Annotated in this window: 16 protein-coding genes; 4 read left to right on the forward strand and 12 right to left on the reverse strand. The window is 39.5% G+C overall.

Annotation, left to right across the window (positions count from 1 at the left end; translation table 11 throughout):
- Window positions 1-12 precede the first annotated feature (12 nt).
- A complete protein-coding gene (locus Q360_RS0111320; protein ID WP_027077204.1) occupies window positions 13-972 on the reverse strand; it encodes an L-threonylcarbamoyladenylate synthase in 960 nt (319 codons plus the stop codon).
- Window positions 973-1,202: 230 nt separating this feature from the next.
- Between Q360_RS0111320 and Q360_RS0111325 the strand changes: the two genes are divergently transcribed.
- Window positions 1,203-2,105, forward strand: coding sequence for a histone deacetylase family protein (locus Q360_RS0111325; RefSeq protein WP_027077205.1), 903 nt, complete (start codon window positions 1,203-1,205; stop codon window positions 2,103-2,105).
- Between the two features lie 27 nt (window positions 2,106-2,132).
- Here the strand turns inward: Q360_RS0111325 and Q360_RS0111330 are convergent, their stop codons facing one another.
- Entirely contained in the window at window positions 2,133-3,791 is a 1,659-nt protein-coding gene (locus tag Q360_RS0111330) for a solute:sodium symporter family transporter (RefSeq protein ID WP_027077206.1), read from the reverse strand.
- Between the two features lie 221 nt (window positions 3,792-4,012).
- Between Q360_RS0111330 and Q360_RS0111335 the strand changes: the two genes are divergently transcribed.
- Window positions 4,013-5,299, forward strand: coding sequence for a serine hydrolase domain-containing protein (locus Q360_RS0111335; RefSeq protein ID WP_027077207.1), 1,287 nt, complete (start codon window positions 4,013-4,015; stop codon window positions 5,297-5,299).
- Between the two features lie 138 nt (window positions 5,300-5,437).
- On the opposite strand, the gene Q360_RS0111340 is transcribed toward Q360_RS0111335, so the two are convergent.
- From Q360_RS0111340 to Q360_RS0111390, 10 genes are all read right to left on the reverse strand, one after another.
- On the reverse strand, window positions 5,438-6,388 hold the full coding sequence (locus tag Q360_RS0111340) for a 2-hydroxyacid dehydrogenase (protein ID WP_027077208.1): 951 nt from the start codon (window positions 6,386-6,388) through the stop codon (window positions 5,438-5,440).
- A gap of 5 nt (window positions 6,389-6,393) precedes the next feature.
- Window positions 6,394-6,759, reverse strand: a complete 366-nt coding sequence (locus Q360_RS0111345) for a cupin domain-containing protein (RefSeq protein WP_027077209.1) — start codon at window positions 6,757-6,759, stop codon at window positions 6,394-6,396.
- A 92-nt stretch (window positions 6,760-6,851) separates the two neighbouring features.
- Window positions 6,852-8,204, reverse strand: a complete 1,353-nt coding sequence (gene mgtE / locus Q360_RS0111350) for a magnesium transporter (RefSeq protein WP_027077210.1) — start codon at window positions 8,202-8,204, stop codon at window positions 6,852-6,854.
- The gene (rsmA, locus tag Q360_RS0111355; RefSeq protein WP_027077211.1) at window positions 8,191-9,051 is read right to left on the reverse strand and encodes a 16S rRNA (adenine(1518)-N(6)/adenine(1519)-N(6))-dimethyltransferase RsmA; all 861 of its coding nucleotides are present in this window, start codon (window positions 9,049-9,051) and stop codon (window positions 8,191-8,193) included. The genes mgtE and rsmA overlap by 14 nt, the downstream gene beginning before the upstream one ends.
- Before the next feature lie 15 nt (window positions 9,052-9,066).
- Complete coding sequence (locus Q360_RS27185) at window positions 9,067-9,705, reverse strand: DUF4286 family protein (RefSeq protein WP_084273418.1); 639 nt, start codon at window positions 9,703-9,705, stop codon at window positions 9,067-9,069.
- Between the two features lie 189 nt (window positions 9,706-9,894).
- Complete coding sequence (locus tag Q360_RS0111365) at window positions 9,895-11,682, reverse strand: tetratricopeptide repeat protein (protein WP_027077212.1); 1,788 nt, start codon at window positions 11,680-11,682, stop codon at window positions 9,895-9,897.
- A gap of 226 nt (window positions 11,683-11,908) precedes the next feature.
- A complete protein-coding gene (locus Q360_RS25790) occupies window positions 11,909-12,070 on the reverse strand; it encodes a hypothetical protein (protein WP_156950088.1) in 162 nt (53 codons plus the stop codon).
- Window positions 12,071-12,385: 315 nt separating this feature from the next.
- Window positions 12,386-13,657, reverse strand: coding sequence for a serine--tRNA ligase (gene serS / locus Q360_RS0111380; protein WP_027077214.1), 1,272 nt, complete (start codon window positions 13,655-13,657; stop codon window positions 12,386-12,388).
- 320 nt (window positions 13,658-13,977) lie between these two features.
- Window positions 13,978-15,303 carry an HTTM domain-containing protein gene (locus Q360_RS0111385; protein ID WP_027077215.1) on the reverse strand — a complete coding sequence of 442 codons (1,326 nt, stop codon included), beginning with the start codon at window positions 15,301-15,303 and terminating at the stop codon, window positions 13,978-13,980.
- 2 nt (window positions 15,304-15,305) lie between these two features.
- Window positions 15,306-16,232, reverse strand: coding sequence for a bifunctional riboflavin kinase/FAD synthetase (locus tag Q360_RS0111390; RefSeq protein ID WP_027077216.1), 927 nt, complete (start codon window positions 16,230-16,232; stop codon window positions 15,306-15,308).
- A 52-nt stretch (window positions 16,233-16,284) separates the two neighbouring features.
- On the opposite strand from Q360_RS0111390, the gene Q360_RS0111395 reads away from it, so the two are divergent.
- Both Q360_RS0111395 and Q360_RS0111400 read left to right on the forward strand, forming a co-directional pair.
- The gene (locus Q360_RS0111395) at window positions 16,285-20,058 is read left to right on the forward strand and encodes a zinc-dependent metalloprotease (RefSeq protein WP_027077217.1); all 3,774 of its coding nucleotides are present in this window, start codon (window positions 16,285-16,287) and stop codon (window positions 20,056-20,058) included.
- Window positions 20,055-20,741 (forward strand): hypothetical protein, encoded by a 687-nt coding sequence (locus Q360_RS0111400; protein ID WP_027077218.1) that lies wholly within the window; start codon window positions 20,055-20,057, stop codon window positions 20,739-20,741. The genes Q360_RS0111395 and Q360_RS0111400 overlap by 4 nt, the downstream gene beginning before the upstream one ends.
- Window positions 20,742-20,748: the final 7 nt, after the last annotated feature.

Raw genomic sequence — 20,748 nt, forward strand, 5'->3', positions numbered from 1 at the left:
TTTAGATATTAGTTAATTGCTAACGGCGCGACGTAACCGGTCGTTGATACTTGCGCCTAAGCCAGTGTTTGGAAATTTTTCCGCTATAATCAAATCGAGATTCAGTTCGTCCAGCTCATATAAGGCGGCGAACAGGTTTTTGGCCGCCTCTTCTAAATCGCCTTGCTTTGAAAGCGTTTTGACTGTAACATTCTCATGAGTGAATTCATTTTTAAAAGAAAGTACTCCTAATTTTAAATGTTGATGCTCTCTAATCGTATCTAAGATTGTATTGCTTACCACTAGTTGCGTGTTAGGAGAATAATGCTTCAATAACATACCTGGTGCTTGGGGAGTAGTTTCATTTTCTGTTACTAAGGTTACTTTCCCTACAACGGCTTCGATATCCTCAATGGAAATTCCTCCTTTGCGATATACCACCGGGTGTTCTCCATCAAAACCTACTATAGTTGATTCTAAACCTACTTTACAAGGGCCACCATCTAAAATTGCAGGAATGCGATTACCAAAATAATACGCCACATGTTCGGCAGAAGTTGGGCTTACCCTTGTAAAGGGATTGGCACTTGGTGCTGCTAATGGAAAATCCAATCCTTGTAATAATTCAATGGTTACCGGATGATTTGGCATGCGAACACCAACTGTTTGTTTACCACCAGTAATACTATTGGGTACGAAGTCATTTTTAGCCAATATTAAGGTTAAAGCTCCTGGCCAAAAAGCTTTTGCTAGTTGCATGGCTTTATCCGGAATTGCGATAGCCAGTTGTTGTAATTGCGCTATATCATGAATATGCAGAATCAACGGGTTAAAAAGTGGCCGCCCCTTCATTTCAAAAATTTGTTTTACCGCTTTTTCATTAAAAGCATTGGCCGCTAATCCATACACGGTTTCTGTTGGTATGGCGACTAATTTATTCTCTTTCAATAATTGTTGGCAATAGTTAATGTCTGTCGTAATTACGTTTTGCATGAAGACAAAGGTAGTGTAGGATTTTGGTATTTTAATAGGTTTATTAGTGTTTGGATTTTAACGTGCTGTTCATGCTCGCTTACAGGAATGTATTCGAGATACAACCTAAATGAATAGTAAGTGTGGTCTCAGCCGAGTACTAAAAGTCGTTATAGAATATGATCAACAGAACTAATAGACCACCTCATTATATATACCAATAAAGAGGATTAGGTTTATCTTTGTTCCCTATGCTTAAAATCGCTTACCACCCCATTTACCAGCACCCACTACCTGAAGGCCATCGCTTTCCTATGTTGAAGTATGATTTACTACCCAAGCAATTGCTACACGAAGGTACTTGTAATCAAGCGAATTTTTTTGAGCCGGAAATCCCCAATGATAAATATATCGTTGCGGTACACGACCCTGAATATTTCTATGATTTGTTGAACATAAAGATTCCACATAAAGAAGCTCGGAAAATAGGGTTCCCCTTAACCGAAGACCTGGTAGAACGAGAGCGCATTATAGCTGATGGCACTATGAAAGGCTGTGAGTTTGCATTAGAATATGGTGTGGCCATGAATATTGCCGGAGGTACCCACCATGCATATACCGATAGGGGAGAAGCATTTTGTATGTTAAATGACCAAGCTATTGGCGCACGTTATTTACAGTTCAAAAACTTAGCTAAAAAAATACTCGTTGTAGATTTAGATGTGCACCAGGGCAATGGCACAGCGGAAATTTTTCAGAATGATGCTTCTGTGTTTACATTTTCTATGCATGGAGCATCTAATTATCCATTTAAAAAAGAACAATCAGATTTAGATATACCATTGGCAAAAGGCACGAACGATTCCGAGTATCTATCCATTTTAAAAAAAACGCTCCCCAAACTAATAAATCAAGAACAGCCAGACTTCATTTTTTACCTTTGCGGCGTGGATGTTATTTCTACGGATAAATTAGGCACTTTGGGGCTCACTATTGATGGCTGCAAACAACGAGATGCTTTTGTGCTTGACACTTGTCATCAACTTCAAATTCCGGTACAATGTAGTATGGGAGGCGGTTACTCTCCGGATATTAAGACCATTATAGATGCACACGCTAACACCTTTAGAGTGGCGCAAGACATCTATTTTTAGTTGTATTTTAGGGATAATTACCTCTTCTTATTTCGCAAAATAAATATAGATACCCACTACAACAACAACAATAGTTAATCCCACTTGCTTTACGTACTTGTAAGGTTCAATACTCACTTGCTTCGTATATTGAAGTTCAAAAGCTTCTTCTCTAGGTTTAAAGTACCCGATAATGAGCATGATGATGATGTTTGAAACAAATAGAATAGCCATAATATGCAGAAAGTGCGGATACGCATCCGCTTCTATCATTGCTAATTCTGCTTCACCAGTTATGCCAGACGCTTTTGCTTGTTCCAATGCAGTATCAATAAAGTTTGGTTTTAGAATAAATTGGCTTAAACAATAGAGTAGAGACCCCGTGACTATACCAATTTTAGCAGCTATTGCAGGCACTCTTTTCGTAAGATAACCTACGACAATTATAGTGAATATTGGAATACTATAAATACCGTTTATTTCCTGAAGATAGTTAAACAAACTACCTGCATTGGCAATGAGGGGTGCAATAAACATAGCGGCAAGTGCCAAACAAACACCAAATATTTTACCATATTTTACAACGGTTACTTCGTTTGCGTCTTTATTAATATGTTGTTTGTAAATATCTATTCCGAATAGGGTAACAGAACTATTAAGTACACTATTAAAAGAGCTCAGAATAGCGCCAAACAACACAGCAGCAAAAAAACCAATCATTGGTTTTGGCAATACTGCCCTTACCAATTCTGGATAAGCGAGGTCACTAGAAGCCAAACCCCCTTCAAAATAATGATAGGCAATCATTCCTGGTAATACCAATATTAAAGGGCCTAATATTTTAAAAAAAGCAGCTAACAATAATCCTTTTTGTCCTTCAGCTAAGTTTTTGGCACCTAAAGCTCTTTGGATTATTTGCTGATTTGTACCCCAATAAAAAAGTTGTACTAACATCATTCCAGTGAAAATGGTTAAAAAAGGTACTTCTTGACCATGTTCACCTGTAGAATCAAACCGTTCTGGATTCGTTGTCATGAGTAAATCCAATCCTTCAAATACACTTCCGTTCCCAATCGCCATTAATCCAAAAACAGGAATTAATATTCCGCCAATCATTAACCCTATAGCATTAATACTATCGGAAACAACTACGGCCTTTAATCCTCCAAAAACAGCATAAACAGAACCTATAAGACCAATACCCCAAATACAACAAACCAATGCGGTCTTTTCAGAAATATCAAACATGCCCGCTATATCAAACATACCGCTAATAGCTACCGATCCTGAATACAAAATTACAGGTAACAATACGACCACATAGCCGGTTAGAAACAGTCCAGAGGTTAGGGTTTTTGTAGTTACATCAAACCTATCTGCAAGAAATTGCGGCACTGTGGTTAGCCCTCCTTTTAAATACCTAGGCAATAAAAGTACTGCTGTAACCACCATTGCAATAGCAGCCAGTGTTTCCCATGCCATTACGGACAAACCATCCTTATAGGCGCTACCGTTGAGCCCTACGATTTGTTCTGTGGAAAGATTTGTTAATAAAAGCGAACCTGCTATAACCCCAGCTGTAAGACTTCTTCCTCCTAAAAAATACCCATCAGATGATTTTTCGTTAGTTGATCGCGTAGCGTACCAAGCAATTATAGCTACTAAGGTGGTAAACCCTACAAAAGAAAAGACTGCTAGTAAATCCATAAAAAATTGGTTGTTTGGTTATATACTATTGATTCATTCTTACGAAATATTCTATTTGAATTAAAAAATGAAATTCGAATATAAGACATACAAAATAAGCAGACCAATTTTCATACGAATATTGATACCTACCGCAACAATACAATCTTCTAATCTACCAGTAGATTGTATAAAATCAAAAACTTTAACTACTTTTAAAACATCAACCAATAGCAATTATAATGCAGAAAACACTAACACTTCTATCCTTCTTCCTTTGTGTAGGGCTATCTGGCCAAACTTCTTCTGCTAAGCAATCACAAGCATTGACCGAGAGTATACCAGAATCACAGGGTATGTGTCAAGAACGTCTTACTAAAATTGACGCCATGTTACAGCAGACTATACTAGCAAATGAGCTTCCTGGTGCAGTTGCCCTTATAGCTAGGAACGGTAAAATTATATTCCATAAAGCCTATGGTATGGCCGATGGTAAAAGTAAAAAAGCCATGCGTAAAGATGCCATTTTTAGAATAGCCTCCCAGACCAAGGCCATTACATCTACCGCAGTACTAATGCTATGGGAAGAAGGTAAGTTTAAACTGGATGATCCTATTTCTAAATACATTCCAGAATTTGGCGAAGCACAACTGCTAGATATTTTTAACGAGACAGATAGTACCTATACTACCAAACCAGCGAAGAATCAAATTACAATACGAGATTTAATCACCCATACTTCGGGAATTGGTTACGGGGTTATTGATGGTGATGCGCGGTTTAAGAAAATGTATGCTAAGGCAGGTATTACCGATTTGTTTACTACAAATCAGATAACCATTGGGGCAAGCGTTAAGAAATTAGCAAAACTACCACTGCATCATGAACCGGGTGAGAACTTTACCTATAGCGAAGGTTTGGATGTATTGGCCTATTTTGTGGAAGTGATTTCAGGCATGCCGTTTGATAATTTTTTGAAAATGCACATTTTTGAGCCTTTGGGGATGGAAGATACCTGGTTCTACTTGCCCAAAGAAAAACATGACCGTTTGGTACCCGTACAGACAAAGGAGGGAAACAAATGGGTGAAATATCCCATCACTTTTTATGACACTGACTACCCTATAAAAGGGGCTAAAACCTTCTTTTCTGGTGGAGCTGGATTATCCAGTACCGCTAAAGATTATGCGACTTTTTTACAGCTATATCTCAACCACGGGGAGCTAAACGGAGTGCGACTCCTTAGCCGAACCACTATACGTAGCATTATGAGTAATCAAATAGGCGCCATTTGGGACGGTGATAAGCACTACGGACTTGCATTTGGATTAATCAATGAAAAAGGAGCCGCTATGGGTGGCTTAGGCAGCGAAGGTACGTTTGACTGGGGCGGCTATTTTAATACCCAATATTTCGCAGACCCATCTGAAAATATCATCGGCATACTAATGAAACAAACACAAGGCCCAGTGAATGATGAGACGGGATGGAAATTTAGACAAATGGTTTTCGCCGCAGTTGATGATTGAAACGCGCTTGTAAATTTAATTAGAATGCTACTAAATAGTACCCATAAATACATGGTATCGGGAACTTCGTTAGTTACGCACGCATAGGTGTCTCCTTTTATTTTTCAATGATGTGGTTTTATGAAGAAAAGAGGTAAGCTAGCAAAACGCTTCCCAAATTTTATCTACGATGGTCTGTGCCAACTTCTCTTTGCTTTCAATCGTCCAGCCGGCCACATGTGGGGATAGGAGTACATTATCCATTTTTAAAAGTTCTTCAAAGGCGGTAGGCATATTTTCCTTGCCATTGTCAGTTTTGAACATGTCTTCAAAGGATACTTTTTCATACTCTAGAACATCCAATCCTGCACCAAGAATTTTGCCGCTATGTAATGAAGCTACCAGGTCTTCCGTTTGAATGCATTTTCCTCTGGCGGTATTTAATATCCAGAACGGATGGTGGAATTTTTCAATAAACTCTGAATCAATCATTCCTATAGTTTCTTTTGTTTGAGGAACATGTAGGCTTAGTATCTCTGCTTTTTGATATAGTTCTAGAATACCCACTTGGCGAGCGTTTTCATTCTCAACACCCCCTTTAATATCATAACAAAGAACGGTTACATCAAAACCCCTGAGTTTTTTTGCAAACGCTTTTCCCATATTTCCGTAGCCGATAATTCCCACGGTTTTACCATCTAGTTCCAGCCCTCTATTGCCTTCACGATCCCAAATACCATTTCGTACTTCTTTGTCTGCTTTATTCAATTTATTGAAGAGGGAGAGCAGCATTCCTAGGGTATGTTCGCCAACGGCGTTTCGATTGCCTTCCGGTGCTGCAGCTAAAAAAACACCTTGCTTCTTGGCAAAGCTGATATTTATATTTTCCAGTCCGGCTCCCAAACGTCCAATAAACTTTAGCTTGGTCGCTTTTTTAAGGAAGGATTCGTCTAAACTAAACCTACTGCGTATGATAAGTCCATCATAATGATGTATTTTTTTTTCAATTTCCGCTTTTGTAGACGTATAATCCTCATCATTATGAAAACCTAGAGTATTGAATTGTTCAATAATCAAAGGGTGGTTTGTGTCTATATGCAGTACCTTCATTGATTTTATATTTTAGGATAATCTGTTTGGGTCAATTCATGTTTGACTGCTCCTGTATGTGCGGTATCTTGCTTTTCGAACAGTAATAAATGCACTTCTTCGCCATTTTTTGTAAAGGGACAATGTTCCACACCTTTTGGTACTACAATAATTTCCCCTTCTTTAACTACTTCTGTTCTATCCCGAAACTTCATATATAAAGTTCCTTTCAAGACCTGAAAAAGCTCGTCTTCATCTTCGTGAGCATGCCAGACGAATTCCCCTTTAATTTTAGCAAGCAGTACTTGCATGTTATCTACAGCAGCAATTTGGTGCGGATGCCATTGCTTTGTAAAAAGGACATGTTTTTCTTTGAGGTTGATGGGTTTCATGTACTTGTGTTTTGTAGTTTTCTAACTATTTAAAATAGCCGTAAAATAGCGTTTAGTTTTCAGCGTATGTATATTCTTTTTTGAGCCATATTCTAAATACCAAGGACTGTTTTAGCAATCATAAAGTAAATAAGAATCCCAAAAATATCATTGCTCGTAGTTATAAACGGCCCAGTGGCAATAGCCGGGTCTATTCCCCTCTTGTGTAGGAAAAGTGGCGTAAAAGTACCTATGAATCCTGCGACTACAATAACTGCAATCAGAGAAAGTGATATGGCCAATGCAGTAAGGAAATCTCCCTTCCATACCCAAGTAAATAACAATAGTAGTGCTGCCAGTATAACCCCATTGAGAAGGGCCAACAGCATTTCTTTTATCAATCTGCTACCAATACTTCCTTTAATATCGTCGTTTGCCAAACCTTGCACGATGATAGCGCTGGACTGTACGCCTACATTACCGGCCATCGCTGCAATTAAAGGGGTAAAGAGAAACAGTATGGTGTATTGCTTGAACATTTCCTCAAAACCTCCCATAATGACTGCTGCCCCTGCTCCGCCAAAAAGACCTAAGATGAGCCAAGGTAGGCGTGCACGTGTCAACTCCCAAATGCTATCATCTGCCTCCACATCTTTCGAAATACCCGCGGCCATTTGGTAATCCTTCTCCGCTTCCTCACGGATAACGTCTACAATATCGTCAATGGTGATACGACCCACCAATCTGCCGATTTCATCAATTACCGGAATAGCTTCCAAATCATATTTACTCATGATTTTAGCTACCTCTTCTGGTTTTTCGTTCACGTTTACGTAATCGACCTTAGGAATAAAAACATCTTTTATTTGAGCGGTGTTCTTTGCTGTAAGTAGATCCTTTAAAGAAAGGCGTCCCATAAGCATATCGTCTTCATTTACCACATAAATCGAATGCACGCGGGTAACGTTTTCTGCTTGGATACGCATTTCCTTAACACAAGCAAGTACGTTCCAACTATCAAGGACTTTTACAAGTTCCTTTGCCATGAGTCCGCCTGCGGAGTTCTCATCGTAGCGTAACAGGTCTACAATATCTTTAGCATGTTCCCTATCCTCTATTTCCGAAATAACTTGCTGTACGATTTCCTGAGGAAGTTCTCCTATAATATCGGCAGCATCATCGGTATCCAGTTCCTCTAGTTCCTCTGCAATTTCTTTAGAGGATAAATTTCCCAAAATGGCTTCCCGTACATCCTCGTCCAGTTCAGTAAGGACATCAGAGGTTTTATCACTTTCTAGTAATTTTATAAGGTAGGTGGCCTCATCTTCATCAAGTTCATTGATGATTTCTGCTATATCTGCATAATGCACATCTTCCAAAAGGGAATTAAGTGCTGCATCTCCTTGTGATTCAATGAGCTGCTCTATCTTGGTTACAAGTTCTTCTGTGAGTTTAAAGGGAGTCATCTGCTATCTTCTTGGTAAGTGCTATAAAATCTGCAACGGCAAGTTGTTCTGGGCGTTGGTCAAATATAGTATCTTCTTTAAGAATATCTGAAAGAGCAAGGCTTTTTAAACTGTTTCTAAGTGTTTTCCTACGTTGGTTAAAAGCCGTTTTTACTACTCTATAAAACAGCTTTTCATCACAGGGTAATTCAAAACCTGTTTTTCGGGTAAGCCTAAGCACGCCGGACTGTACCTTTGGTGGTGGGTCAAATACTTGTGGATGTACCGTAAATAGATATTCAGCATCGTAAAAGGCCTGTGCCAAAACTGAGAGTATCCCATAGGTTTTACTGCCATGTGACGAGCAGATTCGTTGCGCCACTTCTTTTTGGAACATGCCTGAGAATTCCGGAATTTGTTGGCGCATCTCCAACATTTTAAAAACGATTTGTGTAGAGATGTTATAAGGGAAGTTACCTGTGATGGCAAATTGTTCTTCTCCAAAAAGGCTATGTAAATCATACTTAAGAAAATCCCCTTCTATAACTTTAAAAGACCCCTTGCCTTGCAACACTTTTGGGTGTTCTAATGGGAAGCTGTGGTTAAGATAGGTGATAGAGTCTGCATCCAAATCCATAGCTACTAAATCTATCTCTTGTAATAATAAATATTTCGTAAGCACGCCTGTTCCGGGTCCAATTTCTATAACGTTGGTACAGTGTTTAAATGTCAAGGTTTCCGCAATCTGTCTTGCAATGCCCTCGTCCTTTAAGAAATGTTGACCTAAGTGCTTCTTTGCCCTTACGGGTCCTTTTTCTTCGTATTTCTTACGAAAGGGTTCTCCTTTTTTATTTTTCTTTTTACCCATTGCGTTGGTTTCTTCTTAACTTGTTTTTGCTTGGTATGCCCATGCTTTGTTACCTGAGACTAGCGTAATTTTAATTCGCTCATAGGCTTCTCCCTCATATGTGTCTGCCTTTTCTAATTCTTCGGGGCTTAGGGTGTACATTTTACCTATTATTTTGTCTTTCATATTGTTGGTGTACTCTAGGGTAGGATAACGATTGGCTACTTTTTGTACTGCTATTTTATAATTAATTAGGGTGTCCTGAATCCCAGGAAGCAGTCTTGAAAAAACCCCTAACTGCACAGCCTCTTCCTGTAGCGTCCCGTAGGTGAATAAGTAATGTGTAGCGCTGGGGCGCATTACATGCTGTTCGTCAACCACTTTCATCTCCGTCCGAAAAGCGACGAACTTTCCTGCAAACAGGTTATTGGCTTCTTTGCGAAGTCTTGGCGCATCTTCTTGGTAATACTTTTCTAGTAGCGCTTTGGTTGCCGCTGAAAACTGAACGGAATAGGTGACTCCGCCCATATCCTCTTCCACAAGTACTTTGCTCATTTTTGCGTTGATGAACTTACCGGTGTTCAAAACATCGGGTATATGTTTTTCCTTCATCCATTGCACCCATTTTTTTTGCACGCTTTCTTCTATGTTGGTGGTTACGTTGTATATGTACATTCTAAAAGTTCAAGTTCAAGTTCAAAGAACAAATGCAATTTTAACGCTCCTACTACGCTTAGGATATACACGTTTAAATACAAAAGTAGTTTACCTAAAACGTTATAAAAAACACTTTTCATATGGATTGAATATTTTAATCTGAAACTTGGTTCATCGAGCTAACGACTACCACCTAGCAACTACTTCCTAGTTTATAGCATCCCCTCTCAATATCCTAAAATTCTTTCGGGCTTGGGGAAAATAGTAACTGTCTTGATAGTTGTAAATAATTTTTTCGAACTGTGCTTTGGCCTTGTCAGGTTGGTTCAAGCGTTTTCTATAGAGTTCGCCTAAGGCGAAGTAGGCATCGTCTGCAAGTATACCAGCGCTATAGAATTCTATTATCTTCATATAATTCAATTCTGCCGCTTCATATTTTTCTTGCGATTCGAACAGTTGTGCTTGTTTCAACAGGGCTTCGTCCTCTATTTTTTCACCTTTATGATTTTGTAGGATATCTTCTAAGGCATCCACAGCCTCTTGTGTTTTGTTCTGATAGGATAGGAAATCTGCTCGGGCGTATTTTCTTAGTGCGGTTTGAGTAGAGTCTTCTAGGGAATTGTCCGAAATCAACAAACTTAATTGCATGGCATCGTTGGCAATAAGCTGGGAAGTAGAACTTCGGAGTACTTTTAATTGGGTAAGTGCCCACTCAAAATCTCCTTTATAAAAACTGGTCTCTGCTACTTTGTATCTTGCGTTTTGTCCCAACACATCGTTTTTTAGTTTTTGTTGTATCTGGGAGAAGTAAATCAATGCTTCGTTAAACTTCTTGTTGTAGACTAGAATATCTCCTAAAGCCAATTTTATAAAGGCAGTTCCTCTTTCGTTTAGAGGAAGTTCCAATGAATTCTTTAAGAGTTCAATCGCAGGTTCCGGATCGTCCTTTTTGAAGGTCAGGAAGTTAGCATAGGCTACTTGTAACTGCAAGGTTTGGGTCTTGTATCCATGGGTTTCAATAAGCGCTTCATATTTTTTCTGGATGGTTTCCAGTTGGCTTTTCTTGGTATACCGTAAATCAATATCAATAAGGCTAAGTTCTGCATCTAGAGCGGTAACCACGTTATTAGATTCTTTTATAAGATATTCGAAGATATCGCGGGCTACTTCGATTTTATTTGCCTCCAAGGCCAATTTGCTCAGGTTTTCCAATCGCAAGGTATTGCCATTTTCCATACGCTTATAAATCGCTTTTTCCTGTCTAAAGGCACTGCCATATTGCTGTTGCTGTACAAACAACCAACTCAATAGTTCATTCCAGATGATGTCTGGATTTTTTTGTGCGTTTTCCAGTAATATTGCTTTAAGGGCGGTGTTGTTATAGCTTTCTGTGTCAGACGTTACAAAGGCGTCAATACTTCTAAGAATATTCGATTTAGAGGTTTTTCCATTACTCATTAAGTTGAGGTAGGAGCGATACATTTTATCTACATTTCCCTGCTCTCCATAAATACGCGCCAACTGAAAATTAAAATCTAGTTGAGGATTTATTTCCATAGCTTTTTGATAGGCGGAAACGGCCCTATCCAATAAACTATATTTTTGAAATTGGTACCCTAAGGCATAACCGTAATTAGGATTTTCTGCGATAACCTCCAGTACTTGGTCAAAATAAATAGTGGCCTGTGACGTAGAATCTTGTAAGGTGAAATTATAACCGAGTTCAATAAGCAGTGTTGGGTGGGGGCTTTTACTTTTTAAGCGTTCCGTTAAAAAACGCTTGGCGTCCTCGTAGCGTTCCAACTGCTGGTAGCAAGCTATCAAACCTTGTAGGTAGTCTGTTCTTCTCGGATTTTTTCTAGTCAGTTTTTCATAAAAAACCACCGCTTTTTCAAAATCTCCATCCTCAAAATACTGTTTGGCCAAAAAATTTTCTTGGGCAATTGCAGTTGACAGCAGCGCAAAATAGGCAAAGAGAAATAGAGAAAGACGCATATCCAAAGATAAGGAGAATGCGATAAGTAGCTGTTAAAGAAACCGCAAGTTTCGGCTTTAAAATATGAGGAGAGAATACTTTTTTGCCATGAGGCTGGGAGAACCTTTGACTAACTTGCCAATCGTTAGCTTAGATATGGTTGGTCTGCGCAATAGGAATTTGCTAAAGAGCGTGCACATAGGCACTATATTCGTTTTATCTAGGGTTATACTTATCGTCCAAAAACTACTCTAATCTTATTTTAATGATTGTTTGATAATTGAAATTCTTCCTGTAATGCCACATGCCTTGGTCACTTTCTCTAGCGAGCCAATTAGTGAAATGCATATTGGAATTAAAACTAGCGATACCTATATCTAGGCCATACCCACCATATGAAGTGTTCATGATAAATGTACCATTTTATAGAACAAGCCCAAACCGCAATAGTCGCGATAGGAGAAATAGAGTCCTCTATTTATGTTTGGTGCTTTTATCAGTTTGTTTGTTATTTTATGAGCTAACGCTGTTCCGTGCGTTGTTGTACTTAGGTTTTTATATAAAGAATCTTCTTGTTTGGTAAGAGTGTTAATTTGGGTTTTTTGCACGAATAGTGTCATGCGTTTTCATGTGATATGAACTACCAACTAGGACACGATTTAAGTGTAGTGTTGCAGTACGTTAACCGGTTTAGCGTACCCTTGGAAAGGTGTTAGGTAAACTTCAATCTATCTTATCAAAATCACAATAAGGTATCAATACTTCTGGGATTTGAATACCGTCCGCAGTCTGATAATTTTCTAAGATGCCGGCCAAGACTCTGGGGAGCGCCAAGGAGCTTCCGTTAAGTGTGTGTGCTAATTGACTTTTTCCATTTTCGTCTTTATAGCGCAGTTTTAAACGGTTGGCTTGGTAGGTCTCAAAATTAGAAACCGAGCTAATCTCTAACCAACGGTCCTGAGCTGTTGAAAATACTTCAAAATCATAGGTAAGGGCAGCGGTAAAGCCGAGGTCGCCGCCACAAAGGCGTAGTATTCGGTAAGGTAATTTTAGTTCACGTAAAATTTCTTTTACATGGTCTACCATGCCATCCAATGCTTGGTACGATTTGCTTGGGTGTTCTACGCGTACGATTTCTACTTTATCGAACTGGTGTAAACGGTTTAAACCGCGAACGTGAGCGCCGTAGCTTCCGGCCTCTCTTCTAAAACAGGGTGTGTAGCCGGTATATGTTACGGGAAATTCGTTCTCGTTTAGGATAACATCCCTAAAGATATTGGTCACAGGGACTTCGGCAGTCGGGATAAGGTATAGGTCGTCTGCGGTGATATGGTACATTTGCCCTTCCTTGTCTGGCAACTGTCCAGTTCCGTATCCAGAAATCTCGTTTACAAGATGCGGCACTTGTATTTCGGTGTAGCCAGCTGCCGTGTTCTTGTCTAAAAAATATGCGATCAACGCTCGTTGCAAACGAGCGCCCTTGCCTTTGTATACAGGAAATCCCGCACCGGCAATTTTAACGCCAAGTTCAAAGTCTATAATATCATATTTTTTAGCTAGTTCCCAGTGAGGTAAGGCATCATTAATCAATTCTGGTATCTCACCTTCGCTAAAAATTTCCTCATTATCCGTTTCCGAGCTACCTGCTGGAACGGAGTTGTGCGGAACGTTTGGGATTTGGTATAACAAGGTCTGAAGCGCATCCGCAGTGGCGGTCAACTCGTCGTTGAGTTGTTTGGATTCCTCTTTCAAGGTCGCTGTTTTTTCTTTTAGTCCGCTGGCCTCTTGTGCCTTTCCGGATTTGTACAGGATACCGATTTCCTTAGAAAGCGAATTAGATTCTGCCAAAACGGAATCTAAACGTGTTTGTGTAGCACGTCTTTTTTCGTCTAGCTGCAACACTTCTTCAAGCAATGCACTACCGTCAATATTCCGTTTTTTGAAAGCGGCAATCATTTCGTCTTTCTGCTCTCGGATGACCTGTACCTGTAACATGATTCTGCTGTTTAAGTGTGCAAATTTAAACTAATCTTCCGATTTAAAGAAGATACATTTCGTCATCAAGCGTAAGTATCAAGTTCTGATACAAATATAAAAATCAGATACAAGAACAAATAGCAATTTAAGGTCCTTGGAAGGTTCTTTTTGGTCAAAGTAATTTACCTAAGGTCGGCAAAAAATATGTATTGCTTTCAATTGCTATCACAGCTATAATTCAAGAGTGTACTTCCTTCTAACTCCTCGTAAAGACCTACTCTGTTAATCCCCTCCCAAAGTTCAAAAACTTGAAATAATAGAAACCTGAAACTAGCGTACTATTTATCCTCTAAAGCAGAAGGAAGAATCCATGCATGATGCTTAAACCGCAACCAGGGCGTATTAGCCAAATCGGTTTTTGGGTCTATAAATGGGGCATATGGCTTTCCGTTTATGCTAATACGGGATTGCTCTAGATATACCGATATGTTTTCTCCATTTTGAGCGTATTCTTGTTGTAGGTAACCAGCAAATTGCCATGCAAAATCGGGGTAAGCAAATACTTTTCGTTGTTGGCTGTTGCTTAAGAATTCTTTGGGTTCTATTATTGTTTTTTCACCAGTCTGATTATTTACAACCTTGAATTTCCCTTTTCCGGATCTGCTACGTAACATCATGCGCCAGCTTAGTCTATGTCCTTCTTCTGTCCAGAGTACATTATCCGAAATAAAATGATGGCGTAAGGGTAACAGTAATTGAATGATAAAGTAACTACTTAGTAGGGTGAGGATTATATTTCTGTGTTTAGGAACCTTTACTTCATTTCCAATGTACCCTTTTTTCTTTTTGAAAAAGATGCGACGAATAGTCTCTGGTTCAAAGAAAAACACACTGAAAGCTAAGGATAAATAGGGAAAAATACCGATTTGAAAAACAATGGAGTTGAACAGATGAAAAAATATAGATAAACAGAAAGCCAGTTTGCGAGTGCGGTTCCAAAGTAGGGCAGGGATAATTAATAAATCGAATAAAATACCTACAGTTCCGATAATTTTGTGTGTCCATTCTTGTTGAAGCAACTCGCCTATTAAAGGATAATGCGCCACGGGTCGCATCAAAATGCGTATCATTCCAAAATCTAGCCAATCACCATATAATTTCGCTGTAGAGGCGTATACGTACACAATTAAAAGTTGGAATACGATAAGCCATTTCATATAGCTGTACATGGTATCGGACTTCTGTTCTGGATGTTTTTTTACGGCTAATGAATAATTTTTATCTGCAGGAACAAAACACATAAACAGGGAAAGTAGTACCAACAAATAATAATGATTGTTGTATGCTGTTTTCTGCATGAGATAAACAGCCGTCCAAAGCAGGGTAAATGAAATAATACTGAATCGGTATTTATACCCTAAGGCAATACAAACCCCCAATAGGCCCATCATAGAAAAGTAAACATACATCCCATAACCCGGTAGGGGCTGTAGCCAATTAAAATCTATAAATGGGAAGTTGAAACGCGGCTCTACGAGGTTTTTATGCACCCACCCTGTTGCAAGCGCACCAAAGCTTTCGCAGGCTACAAGGAAACCAAAAAAGATACGAAAGATAATTAATGGACTGTTGTCTATCCTTTGAAATAAAAACCGGTCTAACATGATTACTGGGATATATATCGAAGTGACATTTCTTTATCCTTCGCCAGTTGCTCTTGCAAAGCATCCAAGGAATCAAATTTACGTTCATCCCGCAAGCGATGTAACATGTCTATTTGTATAATTTGGCCGTACAGATTTTCCTTGAAATCAAAAAAGTGTATTTCAATGGTTTTATGGGTGCCGTTTACGGTAGGGTTATAGCCAATGTTCATCATGCCATGGACTTCTTTTCCGTTCAAGATACTTTTTACGGTATATGCACCCGTTTTTGGAATAAGTTTGTATGTTTCCTCAATGGATAGATTAGCGGTTGGATAATTAAGTTTTCGGCCTAATCCCTTTCCTTTTTTAACAGAGCCGGTAAGCATGTACTCATACCCTAAGTAAATGTTTGCTGTAGTGACGTCACCTTTCTCTAGTGCCTTTCTTATTTTAGTAGAGCTTATGGATACCTCTTCTATTTCTTGTACTTGTATTTCTTCTACAGAAAAGTCCAATATATTACCAAAAGCGACGAGATCGTTGATGTTTGCAGTGCGGTTGCGCCCAAATCGATGGTCGTAACCTATAATTATTTTTTTTGATTTAAGTTTATTTACTAAAAGATCTCGAACAAATTCGGTAGCGGTTAATCTGGAAAAGGCAGTAGTAAAGGGGTGGATTACTAAGACATCCAATCCCATTTTGGAAAGAATCAACTGCTTTTCGGCTATGGTGTTCAATAGTTTTATGTCCGTATCTTTTTGAACTACCATTCTAGGGTGGGGGAAAAAGGTGAGTACCGCCGATTTTAAGTTAGCGTCTTTGGCACGGTTTATGACTTTTTCCAGTATTTTGCAGTGACCAATATGCACACCGTCAAATGTGCCTATGGTAATGGCAACAGATTCTTGTGCTTTGTATTCGGAAATGCTATGGACTGTAATCACTTATGATAGAAAATAAAAGAACTATATTTGAAACTGAGATAAAAGTCCCTCAATGAGTGCAAAATTACGCTTAGTTTTTTCAATTACAATGGTATTTGCTTCCTTTTATGGAGCTGCCCAAACTACATATTGGAAAGATACGGATTTAACCCGAACAGAGGAGCGCGCCTCCTTGGAACGTTTTGTAATCGAAAAAGCAAGTGCGTATACCTTGGATGAAGTCCGTTTTAAAAACCAACTGACATCCGTATCCAAGGCTCGTAGTCGTGCTGGAGTTGTCTATTTTCCTGATGCAAATGGAAAACATATTCCGTTTGAGGTGGTCGAAGCTAGTACCTTCTCTGAAGCACTTGCTCAAAAGTACCCCAATATTAAATCCTATAAAGGAACGAGTGTTTTGAACGATGGGAAACGTATTCGTTTTAGCGTTTCGCACAAGGGAATTCATAGTATGATGTCTACTGCTGGGAATGGAGGTTCTGTTTTTATGGAAAAAGGCCTTAAGGGAAAATATATCCTATATGACGCGAAAGACAGAGCCACCAAGGAGGCATTTGTTTGTAAAACAAGCCCTGAAATAGCGAATATGGGGAATGCCCTTTCTGCACGGCTCGTAAACGACCAAGTGTTACGAAAGTTTAGACTTGCCGTGGCGGCTTCCGGGGAATATACTGCTTTTCATGGTGGCACTAAAGTAGATGCTTTGGCAGCCATAAATGCTTCTGTTACTAGGATTAACGAAGTTTTAGAAAATGATTTGGGCGTTACCTTGGAGTTGATAGGAACTACCGATGAGGTGATCTATTTAGATTCAGAAACAGACCCTTTTACTGGTGGTTTGAGTGCTCAGACGCAGAATACCTTAGATTCCGTAATTGGTGATGCAAATTATGATATAGGGCATCTTTTTAACCAAAGAGACAATGCACTGGACGGAAATGCTGGGTTTGTAGGTGCTGTTTGTCGTGCTGGTAGAAAAGGAAGCGCATATAGCACGCTTTCATCTCCACAGGGAGATTTTTTCGCTATAGATTTGGTGGCTCACGAAATGGGGCATCAGTTTGGAGCAAACCACACGTTCTCTCATATTTCTGAAGGAACACAGGCACAGGTAGAGCCTGGAAGCGGCACCACTATTATGGGGTATGCAGGTATTACAAATGAGAATGATGTAGCCAAAAATAGCGATGATTATTTTCATTATTTCAGTATTGTTCAGATACGTGACTATCTAGCAACTATTTCTTGTGGCGAAACCACTTCTTTGGTCAATACGCCGCCCACTTTGGTTCCTGTTGCAGATTTCACTATTCCAAAAGGTACCGCTTTTGTCCTTTCTGGAAACGCTACGGATACAGATGTTGATGACGTCCTTACCTACGCATGGGAACAAACTGATAGTGGTATCATTACCCAAGCAACGTTTGGGCCAACCAGTCCTAGTGGAGCATTGTTTAGGTCTTTGCCTCCGATCACTTTACCTTTTCGTTATTTTCCAAAATTGGAGCGCATATTGTCTGGTGATTTAACACAAACAACTCCGGGGTTGAATACAGCTTGGGAGACCTTGTCCTTGGTAGAGCGGGAACTCAATTTTGCATTAACCGTGCGTGATAATGCCTTAAATGGAGGTCAATTGATTTCTGATGAGATGTCCGTACTTGTAACGAATGATGCAGGCCCTTTTGTGGTAAATTCTCAAGATACATCTGTGACCTACGTAGCAGGTGAGGTACAGACCCTTAGTTGGGATGTGGCAGATACCCATTTGGCTCCTATCTCTGCAGAAACGGTAGCTATTTTCCTATCTACGGATGGAGGACAGACCTTTCCCATCCTCGTTGCCGAGAATATCACCAATAATGGTATGTATAATACCGTGATACCCGGTATACCTACTTCCAATGGTAGATTTATGGTTAAGGCTTCGGAAAATATTTTTTTCGCTGTCAATGCTGCAAATTTTAACATCATGCCATCTGAGGTTGTACTCAGCTTTGCGGAATTAGATTATGAGATATGCAAGCCAGGCGATCTTGTGGTCGACTTCACGTATGAAACGTATTTAGATTTTGTCGAGGAGAGTACATTTAGTGTTACTGATGCTCCCGCGGGATTAACCGCTGTTTTTTCAACTACTACTGCGATATCAGATGACACCCCTGTAAGCATTACTTTTTCAGGGACAGGAAGTTTGGCTGTTGGCACCTATCCGATTCAGGTAGTATCCACATCTGCGACGGTTACTAAAGAAATAACCTTGAATTTAATCATCTACGATACTAATTTTGTAGAGGTGGCTTCTACGGCACCTTTAAACGGTGCAAACGATGTGTCAACAGTTGAGGTTTTGGAGTGGGAAGGGAATGTAAGAAACACTGAATATGATTTAGAAATAGCTACAGATATCGACTTTACGAGTATTATAGAGGCAGTTAGTGTTGCCAATACTTTTTACACACCTACAAATCTAGAAAACAATGCTTCATACTTTTGGCGCGTAAAGCCCAAAAATAGTTGTGGCGAAGGTGTTTTTGGGCTTCCATTTAGTTTTAGCACGATATCCTTTAACTGTGATACGGTAACTGCTTTTGATTTGCCATTAGAAATATCTTCGATAGATACACCTACCATTACTTCTAAAATAGTATTTTATGAGGATTTGCCGATAGCAGATATTAATGTGTCGCTAAATGTTGAGCATAGTTTTTTGGCAGATTTACAGATTAGCCTTATTTCACCTGCTGGCACTACGGTTGTACTGGTCTCTAGTTCCTGTAACGACTCTAGAGACATAAATACGGTATTTGATGATGCTGCACCAGAATTTGTTTGTGGTGGAAACCCTGCCATCAGTGGAACGGTAGCTCCATTAGGTTCTTTAAGTTCGTTTAATGGAGAATCTATCCTTGGGGAGTGGACTTTAGAAATCAAGGATAATGCTCCTGCTGATGGGGGAAGGTTGAATTCGTTTTCGATGGAAGTTTGCGTTGAGGGCGAATTTAGATTAGATGCAGACAAAGACGGTGTTTTTGATGACGGAGATGACCTGTGTTTGGATACCCCTGAGGGGCAAGAAGTAGATATATCGGGATGCCCTATCTATCGGTTTACGAATCAGAATTTTAATATCAGTTTAGAAAGTGAAACATGTCGTTCCAATAACGATGGTAAAATTATTATTACACCAAAGGTAGGTCTCAGTTACGAGGTAACGGTAAGCGGAGTAGGAGTAGACGAAACGCAAGGTTTTACTAATACATTTCAGATATCTGATTTAAGTTCAGGTACGTACAGCGTATGCATAAATGCAATGGATGGTGCCATTACTTACGAAGAGTTTTGTACTCAAGTGATTATCTCTGAACCCGACTTTTTAGGAGTTAGCTCAAAAGTGTCTACGGACGGCACGCTACTTACTTTGAATCTATCTGGGTCCGATTTCTATAACCTTGAGCTGAACGGGATAGCGATTCAGACACAATCCTCGAACATTGCCTTAGATTTAAAGAATGGAATCAACGTTTTAAAGGTGTTTACGGACATTCCTTGCCAAGGCGTGTATAACGAGCAGTTTGTACTTTCGAAGGAGCCAATATTATACCCAAATCCATTCACTGATATCGTCGGTGTTTATTTTGGAGGCACTGGTAGTACAGTAACGATGCGTATTTTTGCTTCAGATGGTCAGTTTGTTCAAGGAATGAGCTTACAGGTAAACGATAATGGAACACAAATAGATTTGGGGGCACTAGCTAACGGTATATACTACGTTCAATTTGCGGGCGAAGGAATAAAAGGAACAGCTAAAATCATTAAGAAATGAAACGGAATATTTTTCTAATTGGTGCTATGTTGTCCTTACTTATCGGATGTGGTAAAAAGGATGACCCCAAACCTCCAGGTCAAGTAGAATTAGTGTTTCCGGAGCGAAATTCTGAATGTACTACAGGGCAGTCTTTAGGAGCAAGTACGAGTCGGGTAACGTTTAGATGGCAAGAAGCAAAAAATGTCAACACTTATGAGTTAAGGGTGACCAATTTAAATACAGGAAGTACACAAACAATTAGCACAGCTGCAACATCTGCAAACCTCCCCATAGAAAAAGGTATTCCTTTTTCATGGCAGGTGCGTTCGCGAAACAACCAAGTGGAACAAAGTATTTCCAGCCTTGTTTGGAATTTTTATAACTCCGGATTTAACACTTCTTTTGCGCCTTTTCCTGCAGATATCATAAGCCCAAGAATGTCGCAGAGAGTGTTTAAGGATATTAATAATGAAATAACCCTATCTTGGTCTGCAAGCGATTTGGATGATGATATTTCGAATTTTGAAGTCTATCTTTCAACAGAAAACCCACCGGAAGATTTGGTGGCAACCTTAGTTTCCGATGTGTTGGAGCAAAAAGTTTCGGTAGCACCGAATACCGTGTATTATTGGAGTGTAATTACAAAGGATACGGAAGGAAACGCTACCAGTTCAGGGATATATACCTTTAAAGTGCTGTAGTTTCGTG

It is taken from the genome of Maribacter antarcticus DSM 21422, from assembly GCF_000621125.1.
GTDB lineage: Bacteria > Bacteroidota > Bacteroidia > Flavobacteriales > Flavobacteriaceae > Maribacter > Maribacter antarcticus.